The sequence below is a fragment of the Micromonospora sp. NBRC 101691 genome (genome assembly GCF_030269285.1).
Classification (GTDB): Bacteria; Actinomycetota; Actinomycetes; order Mycobacteriales; family Micromonosporaceae; genus Micromonospora; species Micromonospora echinospora.
Genome location: NZ_BSTB01000004.1, coordinates 289,094 through 305,397 on the forward strand (window position 1 = coordinate 289,094; position 16,304 = coordinate 305,397).

At 73.3% G+C, this 16,304-nt stretch carries 13 protein-coding genes; 2 read left to right on the forward strand and 11 right to left on the reverse strand.

Annotated features, from left to right (window positions below):
* Positions 1 to 3: 3 nt before the first annotated feature.
* From QSK20_RS10030 to QSK20_RS10055, 6 genes are all read right to left on the reverse strand, one after another.
* Positions 4 to 1,467: a hypothetical protein gene (locus QSK20_RS10030; RefSeq protein WP_285788312.1), complete on the reverse strand. Its 1,464-nt coding sequence runs from the start codon at positions 1,465 to 1,467 to the stop codon at positions 4 to 6.
* Positions 1,464 to 2,387 carry an aminotransferase class IV gene (locus tag QSK20_RS10035; RefSeq protein ID WP_285788313.1) on the reverse strand — a complete coding sequence of 308 codons (924 nt, stop codon included), beginning with the start codon at positions 2,385 to 2,387 and terminating at the stop codon, positions 1,464 to 1,466. The genes QSK20_RS10030 and QSK20_RS10035 overlap by 4 nt, the downstream gene beginning before the upstream one ends.
* Positions 2,388 to 2,416: 29 nt before the next feature.
* Complete coding sequence (locus tag QSK20_RS10040; protein ID WP_285788314.1) at positions 2,417 to 3,184, reverse strand: iron-containing redox enzyme family protein; 768 nt, start codon at positions 3,182 to 3,184, stop codon at positions 2,417 to 2,419.
* Between the two features lie 218 nt (positions 3,185 to 3,402).
* A complete protein-coding gene (locus tag QSK20_RS10045; RefSeq protein WP_285788315.1) occupies positions 3,403 to 4,326 on the reverse strand; it encodes a hydroxymethylglutaryl-CoA lyase-like TIM-barrel protein in 924 nt (307 codons plus the stop codon).
* An 881-nt stretch (positions 4,327 to 5,207) separates the two neighbouring features.
* On the reverse strand, positions 5,208 to 6,065 hold the full coding sequence (locus QSK20_RS10050) for a helix-turn-helix transcriptional regulator (RefSeq protein WP_285788316.1): 858 nt from the start codon (positions 6,063 to 6,065) through the stop codon (positions 5,208 to 5,210).
* A 150-nt stretch (positions 6,066 to 6,215) separates the two neighbouring features.
* Entirely contained in the window at positions 6,216 to 8,678 is a 2,463-nt protein-coding gene (locus tag QSK20_RS10055; RefSeq protein WP_285788317.1) for a glycogen debranching N-terminal domain-containing protein, read from the reverse strand.
* Between the two features lie 155 nt (positions 8,679 to 8,833).
* On the opposite strand from QSK20_RS10055, the gene QSK20_RS10060 reads away from it, so the two are divergent.
* Positions 8,834 to 9,619 carry an alpha/beta fold hydrolase gene (locus QSK20_RS10060; RefSeq protein ID WP_285788318.1) on the forward strand — a complete coding sequence of 262 codons (786 nt, stop codon included), beginning with the start codon at positions 8,834 to 8,836 and terminating at the stop codon, positions 9,617 to 9,619.
* Between the two features lie 33 nt (positions 9,620 to 9,652).
* On the opposite strand, the gene QSK20_RS10065 is transcribed toward QSK20_RS10060, so the two are convergent.
* On the reverse strand, positions 9,653 to 10,507 hold the full coding sequence (locus QSK20_RS10065) for an AraC family transcriptional regulator (RefSeq protein WP_285788319.1): 855 nt from the start codon (positions 10,505 to 10,507) through the stop codon (positions 9,653 to 9,655).
* A gap of 44 nt (positions 10,508 to 10,551) precedes the next feature.
* The gene (locus QSK20_RS10070; protein WP_285788320.1) at positions 10,552 to 10,878 is read right to left on the reverse strand and encodes a cupin domain-containing protein; all 327 of its coding nucleotides are present in this window, start codon (positions 10,876 to 10,878) and stop codon (positions 10,552 to 10,554) included.
* A 219-nt stretch (positions 10,879 to 11,097) separates the two neighbouring features.
* On the opposite strand from QSK20_RS10070, the gene QSK20_RS10075 reads away from it, so the two are divergent.
* Positions 11,098 to 12,000 carry an NAD(P)-dependent oxidoreductase gene (locus tag QSK20_RS10075; RefSeq protein ID WP_285788321.1) on the forward strand — a complete coding sequence of 301 codons (903 nt, stop codon included), beginning with the start codon at positions 11,098 to 11,100 and terminating at the stop codon, positions 11,998 to 12,000.
* Positions 12,001 to 12,091: 91 nt separating this feature from the next.
* Here the strand turns inward: QSK20_RS10075 and QSK20_RS10080 are convergent, their stop codons facing one another.
* From QSK20_RS10080 to QSK20_RS10090, 3 genes are all read right to left on the reverse strand, one after another.
* A complete protein-coding gene (locus QSK20_RS10080) occupies positions 12,092 to 12,799 on the reverse strand; it encodes a VOC family protein (protein WP_285788322.1) in 708 nt (235 codons plus the stop codon).
* A 26-nt stretch (positions 12,800 to 12,825) separates the two neighbouring features.
* A complete protein-coding gene (locus QSK20_RS10085; protein ID WP_285788323.1) occupies positions 12,826 to 14,835 on the reverse strand; it encodes a putative bifunctional diguanylate cyclase/phosphodiesterase in 2,010 nt (669 codons plus the stop codon).
* Positions 14,836 to 15,059: 224 nt separating this feature from the next.
* The gene (locus QSK20_RS10090; protein ID WP_285788324.1) at positions 15,060 to 16,112 is read right to left on the reverse strand and encodes a S1 family peptidase; all 1,053 of its coding nucleotides are present in this window, start codon (positions 16,110 to 16,112) and stop codon (positions 15,060 to 15,062) included.
* Between the last annotated feature and the right edge of the window lie 192 nt (positions 16,113 to 16,304).

Below are 16,304 nucleotides of genomic sequence, written 5' to 3' on the forward strand. Positions count from 1 at the left end.
TCCTCACTCGCGAAGGCTGGCCACGCCGTCGGGCACGGCCGTCGCGGTGGTCCGGCGGTCGCTGGCCGGACCGTCCTCCGCGGCCTGCCCGGTGACGTGGACGGCGAGCTTCTGCCCGCCCTGGAAGACGTTGAGCCGGGGATTGAGGCTGGCCTTGGAGCCGAACCCGTGCACCCGGCCACCGAGGACGAAGCTGTCGAAGCTGACCGGCATCGTCACCACCGGCGGTTCCCCGTCCGGTCGCAGCACCGGGTAGGCGGTCGGCGCGACGTACCGCTGGGCCACCAGCTTGTGGGCCGCCGCCCGGTCCACCGCCTGCCGCCAGGCCGTCCGCCCCGCCGCCCGGCCCACGGTGACGCCGTCGCCCCGGATGTCGTACGGCTCCTTCAGCACGTACCGGTCGGGATGCTCGACCAGGTCGACGTCGAGCGGAGTCACCCCGTCGGGGGCGGCGGCCCCCGGTTCGAGCCGCCGCGCCCAGGGCAGCAGGTCGGCGACGAGAGCGCGCTCGGCGGCGGTGAACAGGTCGGCGAAGCGGGGGTCCCACGGCAACGCGAGGGTGAGCTTGCTCTCGGCCACGTACCGGGCGCCGAACGGGTTCACGTGGACGAAGTCCGCGGTGGCCAGCGCGCGGGTCCAGCGGCCGACCAGATCGGCGTCGGACTCCACGAGCGTCCGCCAGGCCACCGTGTTGACCTTGTTCCAGCAGACGTCGACCGGGTGCGGTCCGAACCAGACGGCCCGGCCGACCTGCCGCAGCTCCCGCGGGTCGGCCAGGACCGCCGCGACCCCCCAACGGCGGAAGGCGGCCACCATCTCGACGCTCTCCAGGTTGGACCGCCCGGTGGGTTGCAGCACCGCGACGCGGGGCGCGCCGGTGTCGAGTCCGCGCCGGCGCAGCGCGTCGACGAGCACGTCGAGCAGGGCCCGTTCGGAGGAGAGCGTGTACGCCTCGGCGACGGGCGCGCTCACCCCGGCCCGGTCGAGCACGGTGCCCACCACCCGGTTGATCCGGGCGCTGAACAGGGTGCCGGCGGGCGCGTCGGCGTTGTTCTCCAGCAGGCGGAGCCGCTCGGTGCCCTGTTCGAGATATCCGTCGAGGCGGCAGACCGTCACCTCGTCGGGTGCCTGCCGGTCGGCGTCGACGAGCGCCTCGGCGGCGGGGCCGAGGGCGTACCAGCGTCGCAGCGCGGGCATCTCCCGGTAGAGGGTGGTGATCCGGCCGAGCAGCGCGACGTACCGTTCGACGGCGGGCACCGCCGCGGTGACCGTGTGGTGCCGCGCCACCAGGGGCAGCGGCGAGAGCGGGTAGTCGGTGTTGCGGAACGGCGGCGCGGTCCGGACCACCTCCGTCAACAGGGGCTCCAGCGGGCCCGGCCGGGCCTGCAACGCCGCGAGCAGGGTGCCCGCCACCGCCCAGTCGATCATTCCCGGCCGGCCGGCCGTTCCGTCCGGCGCCCCGGTCACGGCCGCACGTCCCGGACCAGCGACGGCAGGTCGACCGGCCCGTCGTGGGCGCCGCCACGGGCGTGCAGGAAGTACCGCATGATCAGTTGCCGGGTGACCGGCGCCTGGGGCCAGTGTCGTAGCGGGTGGCCGTCGAAGGCGCGCACCGGGGCGATCTCGATGCCGGTGCCGCAGAGGAACGCCTCGTCGGCCCGGTGGGCGTCCTCCCGGGTCAGGGTGGTCTCCCGGGCCGGAATCCCACCCTCGCGCAGCAGCCAGGCCCGGGTGATGCTGGGTAGCACGTCCTCGTCCAGCGCCGGGGTCAGCAGTTCCCCGTCGCGGACGAGGAAGAGCGCGGCGGTCGGCGCTTCGCTGAGCCGTCCCGCCCGGTTGGTCAGCACGCACCCGTCGAAGCCCGCGTCCCGGGCGGCCAGCCAGGCCAGGCGCGGCCCGGCGTAGCTGGAGATGTTCTTGGCCGCCGGCGGGAACGAGGCGGCGCCGGCCCGCTGCCAGTCGCTGACCGTCAACGACATGCCGGTTCCGTTGCTCAGCCAGCGTTTGCGGCCCATCGGGGCGGCCGTGACCACCAGTACGGGTTCGGCGTCCGCGCCGAGGTCGCCGGGGTTCGTCGGGGTCACCGACACCCGGACGTAGGTGTCGGTGTCGATGTGGTTGCGGGCGATCAGCTCGTCGACGATCCCGGGCAGCCGCTCGACACCCGGGTCGGGCAGCCGCATCAGCCGCAGGGACGCGGCGAGCCGGGCGACGTGCTCGTCGAGAAGCAGGGGTCGGGGCGGGCGGGCCGGGTCGAGGGCCGTGTAGATCCGGATGCCCTCGAAGACGGAGACCGCGTAGCGCATGGCCAGGCTGCCGACCGGGACCACCGCGTCGGCTCGGCTGCCCCAACGACCGGCGAAGTAGACGTGTGGGTAGACGGACACGGTGGCCCCCTGTCGGCGGTGGGACGGGATCAGACGGTGTCGGCGCGGTAGCGGAAGACCGGCTCGCTCGGGTCGTACGCCCGCTCGAGGATGGCGTCGAAGTGGGCGTGCCGCAGCTCGATCGCCCGCTCCAGGGAGGCGCGGGCCCGGTCCTGGAGTTCCGGCGTGTCGCAGTAGCGGGTGAGGATCGCCCGCAGCGGCTCGGTGTGCTCGTCCTCGAGTTCGCTCACGCCGTCCTGGTCGCCGTCGTTGGAGGCGTGGTGCTTGAAGAACTCGTAGCCCCACTCCGGCAGGCCGTAGGCGTCCCGCATCACCGCCATCATGCTGTTGCCGGCCTTGTCGGTGATGGGCGGCTGGCCCTCCATCAGCAGCAGCACCGACGTGGTGCCCTCGGTGAAGTGCACGTTCGTGTTGTTGCAGGCGTTCTTGTTGTGCTCGATCACGGCGATCGTCTCCGGGAACAGTTCCAGGTCCGGCAGGCTCGCCGGGTCGACCCCGACGGCACGGCCGAAGTCCTCGAACGTCTCGACGTGCCGCTTGGAGTTCGACAACGCGCCGAACTCCTCCTCGTACGCGTTCTCGATCAGTGAGCGCCGGATGTCCAGGTCGTCCATCCGGCAGGCGATGCCGGTCAGGTTCCGGGTCCACCAGCTCTTGATCGGCCAGCGCTGCTCCACGAAGGTCCGGAGCAGCCGCTCGGTGGCCTTGCCGGCGAGGATCGTCTGGTAGAGCGGGCTGGTGGTCTTCCTCCGGGCGTTGATGCGCTCCTCGAGTTCGGCGACGAACTGTTCGGACATGGGGTGCTCCTCCTCGGGCGGGATCCGGTGCGGACCGGACGGGTCGCCGGCTCCGGCGGTGGCCGGAGCCGGTGGGTGGGACGGGCGACGCGCGCGGCGGCGCCGGTGGTGCGGGGTGCGGGGCGCGGTCCGGTCCACGCTGACCGGGGTCCGCGGCGCGGTCGGGTGACCGTGGACGCTCCGGCGGCGGGTGACCTGCCGCCGAAGGGCCGACCGGATCACCCGCTGATGGCGTCGACCAGGGTGAACAGTTCCCGCTGGTTCTGGGCGTGGCGGTCCTTGATGGTGTCGACGTTCAGGTCGAGCAGGCCGCCCGCGATCGACTCGCACCGGGCCAGCACCCCGTCCCGCCAGGGCTTGAGCACCTCGGCGGCGGTGCGCGCGAGCGGCGTCATCGCGTGCGGCGCCTGGGAGCGGGCCCGCAGGTAGCCGGCGATCAGTTCGAGCGCGAGGTTGCCGCCGCCCTTGCCCATGCCGCCCAGGGAGGCGTCCAGGTACCGGCAGCCGGCCTCGACGGCGGAGAGCGAGTTGATGAAGGCGAGGCTGAGCCCGTCGTGCGCGTGGAAGCCCAGGGGCACGGCGGTCTCCACGCCGGCCACCCGGATGAGCCGGTCGACCTGCTCGGGGAAGAGACTGCCGTTCGAGTCGGCCAGGTAGAAGGCGTCCACCTGCCACTGTTCGGCGAGGCGGGCCGCCGCGGCGACCGCACGGGGGGAGAGTTCGCTGACCCGGATGAGGTTGACCGCGACCCGCAGGCCGGCCGCCCGGGCCGCCTCCACGTGCGGGGTCAGGTCCGTCAGGATGGCGTGCTGCGCCGGCAGCCGGACCATACCGACGCCGAGGGCGGCGAGGCGCCGGTAGTCGGTGGGGTGGACGTCGCGGGCGTGCGCCATGACCGTGACGGTCACCGTGGGGTTCGCCGCGCAGAGCGTACGCAGGTGGTCGTCCGGGCAACAGGACGTCGGACGGTCCGCGCCGTCGACGTCGTGACGACGGGGCCGGTAGTAGCCCACCTCGCAGAACGGGATGTGGGCGGTCGCGCAGGCGGAAACCACGGTGGCGGCCTGTTGGCGCGACCAGGTGTGACCATTGACGTATCCACCGTCGCGTAACGTAACGTCAAGAAGTGCGACATTCTTCATCGGGGCGTCCCCTGCATTCCTCGGACCTACCCGGGGCCACACCCAACGTTGGGCGACCACGGGCGGTGGCAAACGGGTGCCGGAAATTGATCAGTTCGGATCGGCGGTGCCCAGATCAGTGATCGACGCACGAAGGATCTTTCACGGGCGACATCCGCATCGCAATGGCCGGGCGTCAAGATTTCGTATTAAGCAAGAACGTTCAACGGGATGAGCGACGTGAAAGCGATCTCCGCATAGGCGTCCGGGCTGCTCGGAAGCGTGCAATCAGCGCCTCGCAGCCGTCGCCGACCGCATTGGCGAAACTGATCCGACTCCGGAACGAGCAGAATTGATCTCAATCCTTGCGGTATCGTCCGATGCCGATATGGACGACATCCTGGAGGCGCACGTCACCGCCCACCTCAGCCCGGCCACCGCCGGTCACCCGCGCCCGCACCAGCAAGCCCCGACGGGACACCCCGCACCGGCGTCCGCCTTTCACGGACGGAGGTCGGCACCGGGTCGGCGACCCGTGCCGGGGCTTGGCACGCGCGCCGGGGCAACCGGCCCGCCGGCCCGACGGCCACGCCGTTCCGACCAGTTCCCATCCGGCGGAGGGAAGCTCCGGGCGGGGCATACACAACGGCCCGGGTCCTCGATTACGTGGTCGACGAAGACGGTCTCGCCGAAGGCGACGACCGCACGATACGCTGCCGTTTCCGCATGGCTGGGCCGGCGCGTCAAGTACCACCCCCAGACGATTACCGGCGTTTCCGCCCGCATCGGCAAAGACCGGCAGGACGTGCACCCGGACCGGTTACGCCTTTCTCCGTGAAGGTCCCCGCAAGCCGCTGATGATCGCCTGGGCCGGACGGCAAAAGCGGGATGCCGCGGCACGCTCAGCGGACTCCGGCGACAAACTGGGCGGGTGTGACGCCGGTGTACTTCTTGAACATTCTTATCAGGTGCGGCTGATCACAGAAGCCGACCAGGGTCGCCACATTCGCCGCCGGAACACCGACGGCGAGCAGCCGCCGCGCGTGCCTGATCCGCACCTGGTTCTGGTAGGCGTGCGGCGGCATGCCCACCGCGCTGCTGAAGATGCGCACCAGCCGGTACGCGCTGACCCCGGTCAGGGTGACGAGATCCTGGAGGAGCACCTTGTCGGTGGCGTGCGCCTCCAGGTAGTCCCGCACCAGGTCCACCGCCCGGTGGTGGTTCTTCACCTCCCGGCCGGCGTCCTCGGGGCCGACCGCGCGGCCGGCGCGGGCCCGGCCCCGGAAACGTTCCTGCACCGCCCGGCAGACCTCCAGGAGCGCCTGCTGCTGCCGCAGCGGCTCCGTCCCGGGCGCGGTGAGCACCCGGTGGGCCCGGTCGAGCAGGCCGGCCACCCGGCTGTCCCGGACGATCGTCTCGTCGAAGGCGAGGGGATCCTCCAGGCCCGACTCGCCGACCAGCAACGGAGTGAGGGCCGCCTGGTCCAGGTAGAGGACCCGGTAACGATAGCCCTGGTCGGTGAGGGACCGACCGGTGTGCACCTCGCCCGCGTTGATGACGAAGGTGCTCCCGGCCGGCGCGACGACGTGTTCGCCCCGGTGGACGAAGGAGGCGGTTCCGCTGTCCACGAGCGCCACGGTGGTCGTCTCGTGGGTGTGCCGGGTGTACTCGTGCACCCGGAAGTGGGCGTGCAGGACCTCCACACCGTCCACCCCGGGCCGCCAGAGGGTGGCGGTGTCCCGGTTCCGACCTTTCGGCACGCGGTCGAGTCTACGTGCGACGGTCGGTCGTCAGGGTACCGATGGGTACACACCGGACAAGAGCGGTCGGGGTGGGAGGTGGCGGCGACCGGTGCGGACCAGGCACGTGCCGCCCGGCGGGTGCCGGTCGCCGCACCACCGGCCTGGTGGTCAGGCCAGCCCGTGCGCGAAGAAGGGACGCTCCCGGCCGAGCGCGTCGGCGTACCCCCACCGGCCCCGGACGTCCAACAGCTCGATCTGACCGAGCCCCTCCGGGACGGCGGCGTCGACCGCCAGGTGGTCCTCGTACGGTTCGAGGCCGAGCAGCACCCGGAGCAGCAGCAGCGTCGCCCCGGCCGAGGGGGCGTACGGGCTGTCCGCGAACCGGTGCGGCACCGGGACCCGGGTGCGGGCCCGGTCGTAGCCGGCGAAGAGCGCGGGCAGCCGGCCGTCGAAGTACCGGGACGCCTCGAGCAGGTCGCAGGCGATGCGTCCGGCCTCCTGCTTGAACCCGTAGCGGCGCAACCCCCAGGCGATCAGCGAGTTGTCCGCCGGCCACACCGCGCCGGTGTGGTGGCCCAGCGGGTTGAACGCCATCTCGGTCACGGCCAGGGTGCGCACCCCCCAGCCCGAGTAGAGCGCGGTACCGAGCAGGTGCCGCGCCAGGTGCCCGGCGCGCTCCGGCGGGACGATGCCGCTGAACAGCAGGTGCCCGATGTTCGACGCCAGCGCGTCGACCTGCGTCCCGTCGGCCTGGAGGGCGAGCGCGTAGTACCCGCGCTCGGGGATCCAGAAGTCCCGGTCGAACCGTTCCCGCAGGTCGGCGGCCTCCCGCTCCAGGCGGTCGGCCCACTCCGGGTCGTCCCAGAACCGCCGGGCCATCCGGGCCGCCCGCCGCTTGGCGTCGTAGGCGTACCCCTGTAGCTCGCAGATCGCCTGCGGGAACGTGGCGAGCCGGCCGTCGCGGAAGCAGATGCCCCGGACCGAGGCGCGCCAACTCTCGTTGGCCTCCCCGGTCCAGGTGCGTCGACAGACGGACCAGACGTAGCCCCGGCCCACCGGGTCGGCGTACCGGTCCAGCCAGGAGATGGCCGCGCGGGCCTGGAACTCGTACGCGCGGACCACGTCCGCGTCACCGGTCCACCGTTCGTACTCGTCGAGCAGGATGACGAAGAGCGGGGTGGTGTCGGCAGCGGTGAAGGCGGCGGCGTCCGGGGCGTCGTTGAAGGCGGCGGACTCCCCGTACCGGCTCTCCTGGAGGATCTTGCCGGGCTGTTCGCCCCGGAACGGATCGTGCCGCGCCCCCTGGCTCAACGCCAGGATGCGCAGGGTGGCGGCCGCCCGGTCGGGCATAAAGGGCAGCGTCTGGAAGCCGCCGATCAGGTTCTCCCGGCCGAGCAGGGCCATCGACCAGGGCAGACCGGTCGCGGGTAGCCGCGCCCGGTAGTTGAGCCCCTGGTAGTGGAGCGCGGCGAGGTCGCGCACGCTGCGCGCGTAGGCGTCGCCGAGGGGTTGGTGGTCGGCCCGCAGCCGGGGTACGTCGGCGACGAGGGCGTCGATCTCGCGGGCCGACTCGGCGCGGGAGCGGTTGATCCCGCTCTCCAGCCGCTCCCGCAGGTCACGGTGACGCAGGTCCCGGACGAGCGTCAGGACGCGCAGCCGGACCGACCACGTCTCGTGCGGCGCGACGGTGACGGTGTAGGTCAGGCCCCGCTCGTCCAGGTCGGCCGGCTCGCTGGTGGAGATGATCGTCTCCCGGTGCAGCATCTGCCGCCGGTAGTGCAGCCGCAGCGTGTGCCCCTCGACGGTGGCGGCGACCGGCCGGTCCCGGCAGAGGCTGTCCCGGATCTCCTGCACCTCGGCGAAGTCCGCGCCGACGTCGAGCCGGACCACGTACCGCAGCGGTTCCGGCGCGAAGTTGATGAGCGTGATCTCCTCCTGGAAGACCTGTCCGACCCAGCGGTGCCGCAGGATCGACGTGGTCGCGTTGACGTAGTGCGTCGGCTGGCCGGGCACCAGCGCGAACCTCGCCTCGGCGGAGCTGATGTCGTCGACCGAGAGCGTCGACAGGCGTTCCCCGTCGACCGTCACCCGCCAGGTCGACAGGAACCGGGTGTCGAAGAAGAAGAGGCCGAGCGGGCTGTTGGGGTTCGGGTCGACGTCTCCGTGGTAGTCGCTGATCAGGAACAGGTCACCGGAGAAGACGTTTGTGGAACCGGGCAGCCCCACGCCGCCCCGACTGGTGCAGCCGGGCGATCCGCGCACCGGTTCGGGGTTGGCGCTGTCGGCCGTGGGCGGCAGCAGCCGGCGGAAGGTCAGGAAGAGCGACAGGTCGCCCTCGACCGCCAGGACGCCCCGCAACAGCATCGCCACCACGTGGTCCGTACCGTCGAGCAGCCGGACGAACATCTCGGGCGGGATCGCCACCACGCAGTCGGCCCGGTCGCCGGCACGGTCCACCCGGACCTGCCCGGACCGCACGTGCACGAACCAGACCGTGGTCCGCCCGTCGGCATCGACCAGGTCGAACCGGATGGTCCCGTGGGGCGGAGACGGCAGTCGGCCGGGGGCGGAATCCGCCAGGCCGGCGAAGAACCGGGCGATCCGGTCGACCGTCGGGGAGCCTGTCGACACGCGCCACCCCTTCCGCTACAGATCGCAAAACGGAAGTATCGGCACAAAGACGAGCGTACGCTGCGGATCACCGGAGCGGGCGCGCTTCAGTGGAACAAGCCGCGACCGGCCGGGTGCGTGCGGTCGGACGCTGGCGACGACCTCCGGGAGGACCCATGTCGGATCGGCACACCGCCGCGGGAATGCGCTACCGCACATACGGGCACGGCGACCGCGACACCTTCCTGCTCGTCCACGGCTGGTGCGGCGACCACCAGTTCATGGAGCCGGTCGCCCGGCACCTCGCCGGCCGGCACACGCGGGTGGTCGCCGTGGACATGCCGGGACACGGCGGAAGCCCTCCGCCTCCCGACGGGTACGGCGTGGACCGCCTGGCCGCCCGGCTGCGCGCCTTCGCCGTCGCGCTCGACCTGCGCGACGTCGTGGTGGTCGGCCACAGCCTGGGCGGGGTCTGGTCCCTCGCCGCCGTCGCCGGGGACCGGGACCGCTTCACCGGCCTGGCCCTGCTCGACTCGGCCGTGGCCGGTCCCCCCGGTGCCGCCGACACGGTCGAGCAGACCGCCCGGTCGCTGCGCGACGACACCTCCGGGGCGGTCCGGGAGTCCATCGTCCGGTCGTACTTCCTGCCCGGCTCGGATCCCCGGCTGGTCGAGTGGGTGGTCACGCGGATGGCCGCGCCCTCCACCGAGGTCGCCTACGAACCCATCGCCGGGCTCGCCGCGTACCTGCGCGCGGAGGCGGACGTCGCGGCGTTGACCCGCTGGGACCGGCCGTTGCTCTTCGTCGGCAGCAACGCCCCGTTCGCCGACTACGCCCGCCTGGCCGGGCTGGCGCCCCGGGCCGACATCGGACAGGCCGCCGGCTCCGGGCACTTCGTGCAGCTGGAGGTGCCGACGCAGACCAACGCCATGATCAGCCGGCACCTCCAGCTCACCCGCTGACCGCTCCCCCGGCGGGCCACCGGTCGACGCCGTTCACCGCCCCGGCCGCCGCGCGCCGACGGCGGCGGACCAGACGGCCGGGGTCAGCCCGTAGGACCGCCGGAACATGCGGGTCAGGTGCGCCTGGTCGGCGAAGCCGGCCCGGACGGCGACCTCGGCCAACGGGACACCGGCCCGGATCAGGCCACGGGCCAGGTCGAGTTGGCGCGACGTCCGGTACCGGGTGGGGCTGGTGCCGAAGGCGACACGGAACTGGCGGGCGACCGACCAGCGGTCCAGGCCGGCCACCAGTTCGAGGTCCCGGGCCCGGTGCCGCACCGTCGGCTCCTCGGTCAGCAGCGCCCGCACCCGCGCCACCGCGCCGAGGTCGAGCGGCCGGCGGCGGCTACGGCCGGGAGCCGCGTGCGCCTGCAACAGGTCCGCGATCGCGGTGGCGACCTCCACCGCCGCGACCTCGTCGAGCGGCTCGTCGAGGTGGGCCAGGGCGTCGGCGAGAACGCGGGGCACCGCGACCGGTCGGATCACCGGATCGGCGACGAAGGGCAGCGGATCGCCGTCGAGGGCCGCCCGGACGACGGCCGGGTCCAGGTAGACGATCCGGTAGCCGAAGCCCTCGTCGGTGCCGCCCGCGCCGTCGTGCGGTTCGTCGGGGTGCAGGACGTGCCACTCGCCGGGCAGGCAGTAGTGCTGTTCGGCGCGGTACCGGAAGGTCTGCACACCGGCCAGCGTGACGCCGACGGCGTACCGGTCGTGGCGGTGCGGGGAGAACGCCTCGCCGCGCAGTTCGGCCGCCAGCCGCTCGATGCCCGCGCCGCCGGCCCCGGGCCGGATCCGGACCCCCGGCTCGCGGGGCCGCCGGTCCCGGCCGGGCGTGAGGTGACGACGCAACAGGTCGCCGCCCGCGCTCCCGGACGAACGGGAGTCGCCCGGGATCACCCGGCCGCCGCCGTCCCCTCGGCGGGGCCGAAGACCACGAGGACGGTGAGGTCCTCGGTGACGTCCACGAACCGGTGCTCCTCCCCGGCCGGGACGAAAACCACGCTGCCGGGGCCGACGTCGACCGTCTCGTCCGGGGTGCGGAGCCGGCCGCGACCCCGCAGCACGACGTAGATCTCGTCCTCGGTGTGCGGTCGCTGGGGGTCCGGCGCCCCGGCCGGGATCGCGTACGTGCCGAGGCTGAGGTGGGGCACCCGCAGGTGCTCCACGTACGTGGCGCCGGTCTCGACGTGGTGCCGGCCGGCCTCCGCGATCACCCTCATCCCGTCCCCCCTTCCCGGGGCGCTCCCCCGCGACGTGCGGCGGGCCGGTCGCCGTCCGGGCCCCGCGTCCCGTCGGCGCCGTTCCCGCCGATGCCATCCCACCGCAGCCGGCGGCCCGGTTCACGGTCCAATCCGCCGGTCCTGGACTGCGCACGATCGTTCAAGACCCGACGCCGCCGGTCCGGCTACAACCGTTGCGGCGGCGCCGGGGACCGCCGCGTGCGTAGGGAGGGGACCGCGATCATGGACAGGGTGGGCTTCGTCGGACTCGGGGTGATGGGCCAGCCGATGGCGGTGAACCTGGCCCGGGCCGGGGTGCCATTGGTCGTCTGGAACCGTACGGCGTCCCGGTGCGACCCGGTGGTGGCCGCCGGCGCCGAACGGGCCGGCGGACCGGGCGAGGTGTTCGACCGGTCCGGTGTGGTGGTGCTGATGCTCGCCGACGAGCCGGCGGTGAACGCCGTCCTGGCGCGCGGGACCCCGCAGTTCGCCACGCGGGTCCGGGATCGCACGGTGGTGCAGATGGGCACGTTCGCCGCCGGCTACTCACGGGACCTGGCCGACGACGTGACCGCCGCCGGCGGCAGCTACGTCGAGGCGCCGGTGTCCGGGTCGCGGGGTCCCGCCGAGGCCGGCGAGCTGGTCGCGATGGTGGCCGGCGACGAGGCGGCGGTGGAGCGCTGCCGACCGCTCCTGGCACCGCTCTGCGGCGCGGTGTTCACCTGCGGCGCGGTGCCCTCGGCCCTGGTGATGAAGTTCGCGGTCAACCTGTTCCTGATCACCATGGTCACCGGGCTGGCCGAGGCCGTCCACTTCGCCGAGGAACACGACGCGGACCCGGCGCTGCTGGCCCGGATCCTCGGCGCGGGCCCGATGGCCTCCACGGTCTCCCGGGCCAAGGCGGACAAGCTCGTCCACGGCGAATTCGGGGTGCAGGCGTCGATCGCGGACGTGCTGAAGAACAACCGGCTCATCGCCGACGCGGCGCGTGCCCGGGGCACGGCGTCGCCCCTGCTGGACGTCTGCCACGCCCTGTACGGCGAGACACTCGGGTTGGGCCACGCGGGCGCGGACATGGCCGCCGTGATCCATGCCCTGCGCGCCCGTACCCGGTCCGCGTGACCGGCCCCGGGGTGCGGCAGGTCGGGGTCTCCGGCGCCGGGGTGGGCCCGACCTGCCGCAACCTGCCCCGCCGGGCAGGGCGTCGGTGCGGTCAGGGGCGGGTTCGGGGTGCCGGGCGGAGGACGGTGAACACCGCGCCGTTCGGGTCGGCGAGCGCGGCGACCCGCCCGGTCGGCACGTCGCGGGGTGGCACCAGGAGTCGTCCGCCCAGCCGGGGCGCCCGGGCGGCGGCGTCGTCCGGGTCGGACACCGCGAAGTAGACCATCCAGCCGGTGGGCAGCACGGCGGCCAGCGGTTCGGGCAGCGCCAGGCGACCGGCGACCGGGCGCGCGTCGGCGAGGAGCAGGGCGTAGGTGTCGTCGGGCGCGCCGGGTGGCGGGGTCGCGCGCAGTCCCAGGGTGTCGGCGTGGAACCGGTCGGCGTCGCCGGGGGCGACGGTCATGTACTCGTACCAGCAGGGTCGGCCCGGTCCGGGGGCCACGGCCGTCGCCCCGGCGCGGACCCGGAAGCAGCCGCCGAGCGGGTCGTGCACGTCGTCGCCGTCCGTCCGGGCTCCGGCGCCGGCCGCCGTGGCCCGGACCGCTCCGGCGTCGTCGGTGGCGAAGACGGGCCACCAGCGGGCCGGCGCGCCGGCGCGCAGCTCGGCGACGGGTACGCCGTCGGCGAGCGCGGTGACTCCCCCGGCGGTGTCGGCGTACGTCCAACCGAGCAGGTCGGTGTAGAAGGGACGGACGGCGTCGACGTCGGTGGTGACGAGCTCGACGCGGTCCGGTACCGCCGGGGTGGTGGGTGCGCTCACCTGGGTCTCCCGATCAGACGGCGTGGTCAGTGGTCGGGATGTCGTACCACGACGTCGACGGTGGTGGTGGTATGCCGTTCGTCACGGTTCCGCTGGAGCAGGAGGTCCAGTGGAACCGGACGGCCGAGGTGGAAGCCCTGCCCGGAGTCGACCCCGAGTTGACGCAGCGCGGGCACCAGCCCGGCGTGCTCCACCGACTCGGCGACGGTGCGCATGCCCAGTCCGTGCGCGGCCCGCACCACGGCGTCGATGAGCACCGGGTCGGCTCCGCCCCGGTCGGCGTGCCGGACGAAGTCACCGGCGATCTTGACGGTGCTGAACGGCAGGTGCTTGAGGTAGGCGAACGAACCGAACCCGGCCCCGAAGTCGTCCAGGCTGAGCCGGCAGCCGGCGTCGCGCAGGGTGCCGGCGAGGTTGCGGACCGCGGCGACGTTGGTGATCGCCGCCGTCTCGGTCACCTCCAGGCCCAACCGGTCGGCGTCGACGCCGACGGCGCGCAGCCGGGCCACCACCCAGTCGCCGAATCCGGGCGACTCCATCGACCGGGCGGAGATGTTCACGTCGAAGCGCAGGCCGGCCGCCGAGGCGGCGGGGTCGGCCAGCGCCGAGGTGGCGGTGGTCACCACCCACCGGTCGAGTTCGCCGATGAGGTCGTCGCGCTCCACGGTCGGCAGGAAGTCGTCGGGGGCCAGCGACGGCTGCCGGCCGTCGCGCAGCCGGATGAGCAGTTCGTGGCTGACCACCTCGCCGGTGAGCAGGTCGATGATCGGCTGGGCGTCGAGCTGCATCCGGTGCTCGTGGAGCGCGCTGCGGACCCGGGTCACCACGTTGACCCGTTGCACCGCGTGCCGGTAGTGCTCGGGCAGGTAGAGCCGGGCCCGGTTGCGTCCGGCGTTCTTCGCCTCGTACAACGCGAGGTCGGCGTGGGCGAGCACCGCGTCCCGGGTGTCGCCGGGCTCCAGCGGGGCGGCCCCGATGCTGAGGGTGACCCGCAGTCCCGCGCCGGCCAGCGGTACGGGCGTCCGGGCGGTGACGTCGCAGAGCATCTCGGCGGCGGTGAGGGCGTCGCCGGCCGCGGTGTCCGGCAGGACGACGGCGAACTCGTCGCCGCCGAGGCGGCCCAGCACCGTGCCGGCGGGCAGGTGGCGCACGAGCAGCCGGGCGAGCACCCGCAGCACGTCGTCGCCGACGGCGTGCCCGTGGACGTCGTTGATGTCCTTGAAGTTGTCGATGTCGATCAGCAGCAGGGCGCCGGGCGGGCCGCCGCCCCGGGCGAGCAGGTCGTCCAGGCGGGCCAGCAGGGCCCGCCGGTTGGGCAGATCGGTCAGCGGGTCCCGTTCGGCCAGGCGGGTCAGCTCGTCCTGGACCCGCCGCATCTCGGTGATGTCGTGCGCGGTGCCGAGCACCCGGACCGGGGCGCCGGTGGCGTCGGTGAAGACCTCGCCGTAGCACTCGAAGACCCGCAGGGTGCTGCGGTCCGCGAGGTACATCCGGTGGGTGTAGGCGAACGGTCCGCCGGCGCCCAGCGCCCGTTCCAGGGTCCGCTCGATCAGTCCGACGTCGTCGGGGTGGAGCAGTCCGCGGTACGACGGGTAGTCCAGTTCGGTGCCGGGCGGATAGCCGAACATCTGCAACAGCACGTCGGACCAGATGACCGAGTCGGTGGCGATGTCCCACTCCCAGGTGCCCACCTTGGCGAGTTGCTCGATGTGGGCCAGGCGCCACCGGAAGTTGCGGCCCGCCTCGCGCTCCCGGCGTTCGACGCTGACGTCGCGCAGCTCGTACAGACGCAGGAGTTGCCCGTCGTGGTCCACCCGGTGACAGCGCACCTCCAGCCAACGGGTGGGGCCGTCCGGCTGCGGCCAGGGCAGCTCGACCGGGGAGCCGTCCGGGGCGACCCCGGCCAGCGGCAACTCGTGGAGCGGCGCCCCCAGGCGGCGGGCGGCGGGATTGGACCAGAGGCAGCGGCCGTCGGCGGTGAGCATGGTCATGGCGGTGGAGGCGACATCGGCCGCGACCGCCGGCAGGCTGCTCACCTGGTGGCCACCCCATTTCCTCGCCGACCACGGCACCGTCCCGTGGCACCGACGCACCGTCGTCCCACCGCGACGCGGAGTCTACCCACGAGCGTGGCGGACGTGTGTCGGGCCGTCGCCGGACCGGTCGGCCACCCCGTGCCGGATCGCGTGGAGCCGTCGTCCGGACAGCCGACAGCGGTGGCCGCCACGGGCGTGGCGGCCACCGCTGCGGGGTCGGACGATCAGATGATCTCGACGCCGTAGACGCTCAGCGCCTCGGTGACCGGCTGGAAGTAGGTGGTCCCGCCGGAGGAGCAGTTACCGCTGCCGCCCGAGGTCAGGCCGAGCGCGGTGGAGCCGGCGACCAGCGCGCCGCCGCTGTCGCCCGGCTCGGCGCAGACGGTGGTGCGGACCAGGCCGGTGACCGTGCCCTCGGCGTAGTTCACCGTGGCGTTGACCGCCTGGACCGTCCCGCTGTGCAGGCCGGTGGTGCTGCCGGACCGCTCCACGGACTGACCGACGTAGGCGTCCGCGGCGCCGGTGATGTCCCGGGTGGTGCCGTTGTAGAGGTAGACGCTGCCGTCGGCGGCGGACGCGTCGGTGTGCTGCACGATGCCGTAGTCGTCGCCGGGGAAGCTGCCGGTCCCGCCGGTGCCGAGCAGGGCGCTCTGCCCGGAGTCGGCGTACCAGTTGCCGGTGATGTCGGTGCAGTGGCCGGCGGTGAGGAAGTAGTGGGTGGCACCGCTGCGGACGTTGAAGCCGAGCGAGCAGCGTCCGCCGCCCTCGGCGTAGATGGCCTCGCCACCGGCGGCCCGGGTGCTCAGCACCCCGGACTCGCGCTCGACGCGGACCGTGCCGCCGAGCCGTTCGGCGACCGCCTCGACGCGCTTGAGCTTCGCGCCGGTGACCGTGCTGTCGACGGAGACGACCACCTGGTTGGTCGCCGGGTCGGTCCACCACGCGGTGCCGGGGATCCGGGCCGAGCGGTCGAGTTCGGTGGTGGCCCGCTTCAGGTCGTCGGCCCCCCGGGTCACCAGCTTGGGGGTGGCGCCGGCCGCGCGGACCTTCTTCGCGGCGGCCTCGTCGGTGACGGTGACGACCATCGAGCCGTCAGCCTGTGCGTACGTCCCGGCGGAGCGGTCGCCGAGGGTGGCCGCCAGCTTGGCGGCCCGGTCGGGGGAAGCGGCTGTCTCGGGGGCGGCCTGAGCGGGTGCGCCGGTCAAGGAGCCGATGACCAGCACACCGGCCACCGCGGTGGCGGTGACGTGGCGCAGCGGGGACCCGGAGAGTCGCATGTGCTTACCTCCATGGAACGAGGGTGGGCAGCCCTTTCAGGCAGCCCCGGGCAACCTTTCGGCTGGTGAGGCTCAGCCGATCGGGGTGCGTCGAAGTATTCACACGTCTGACATCCGTCGCAAGCGTGCCGGTTGGCCGGACTAGCGGCTCTTCGCTGCTTCGGCGCCGACAGTGGCCTGTCGGATGTTTAG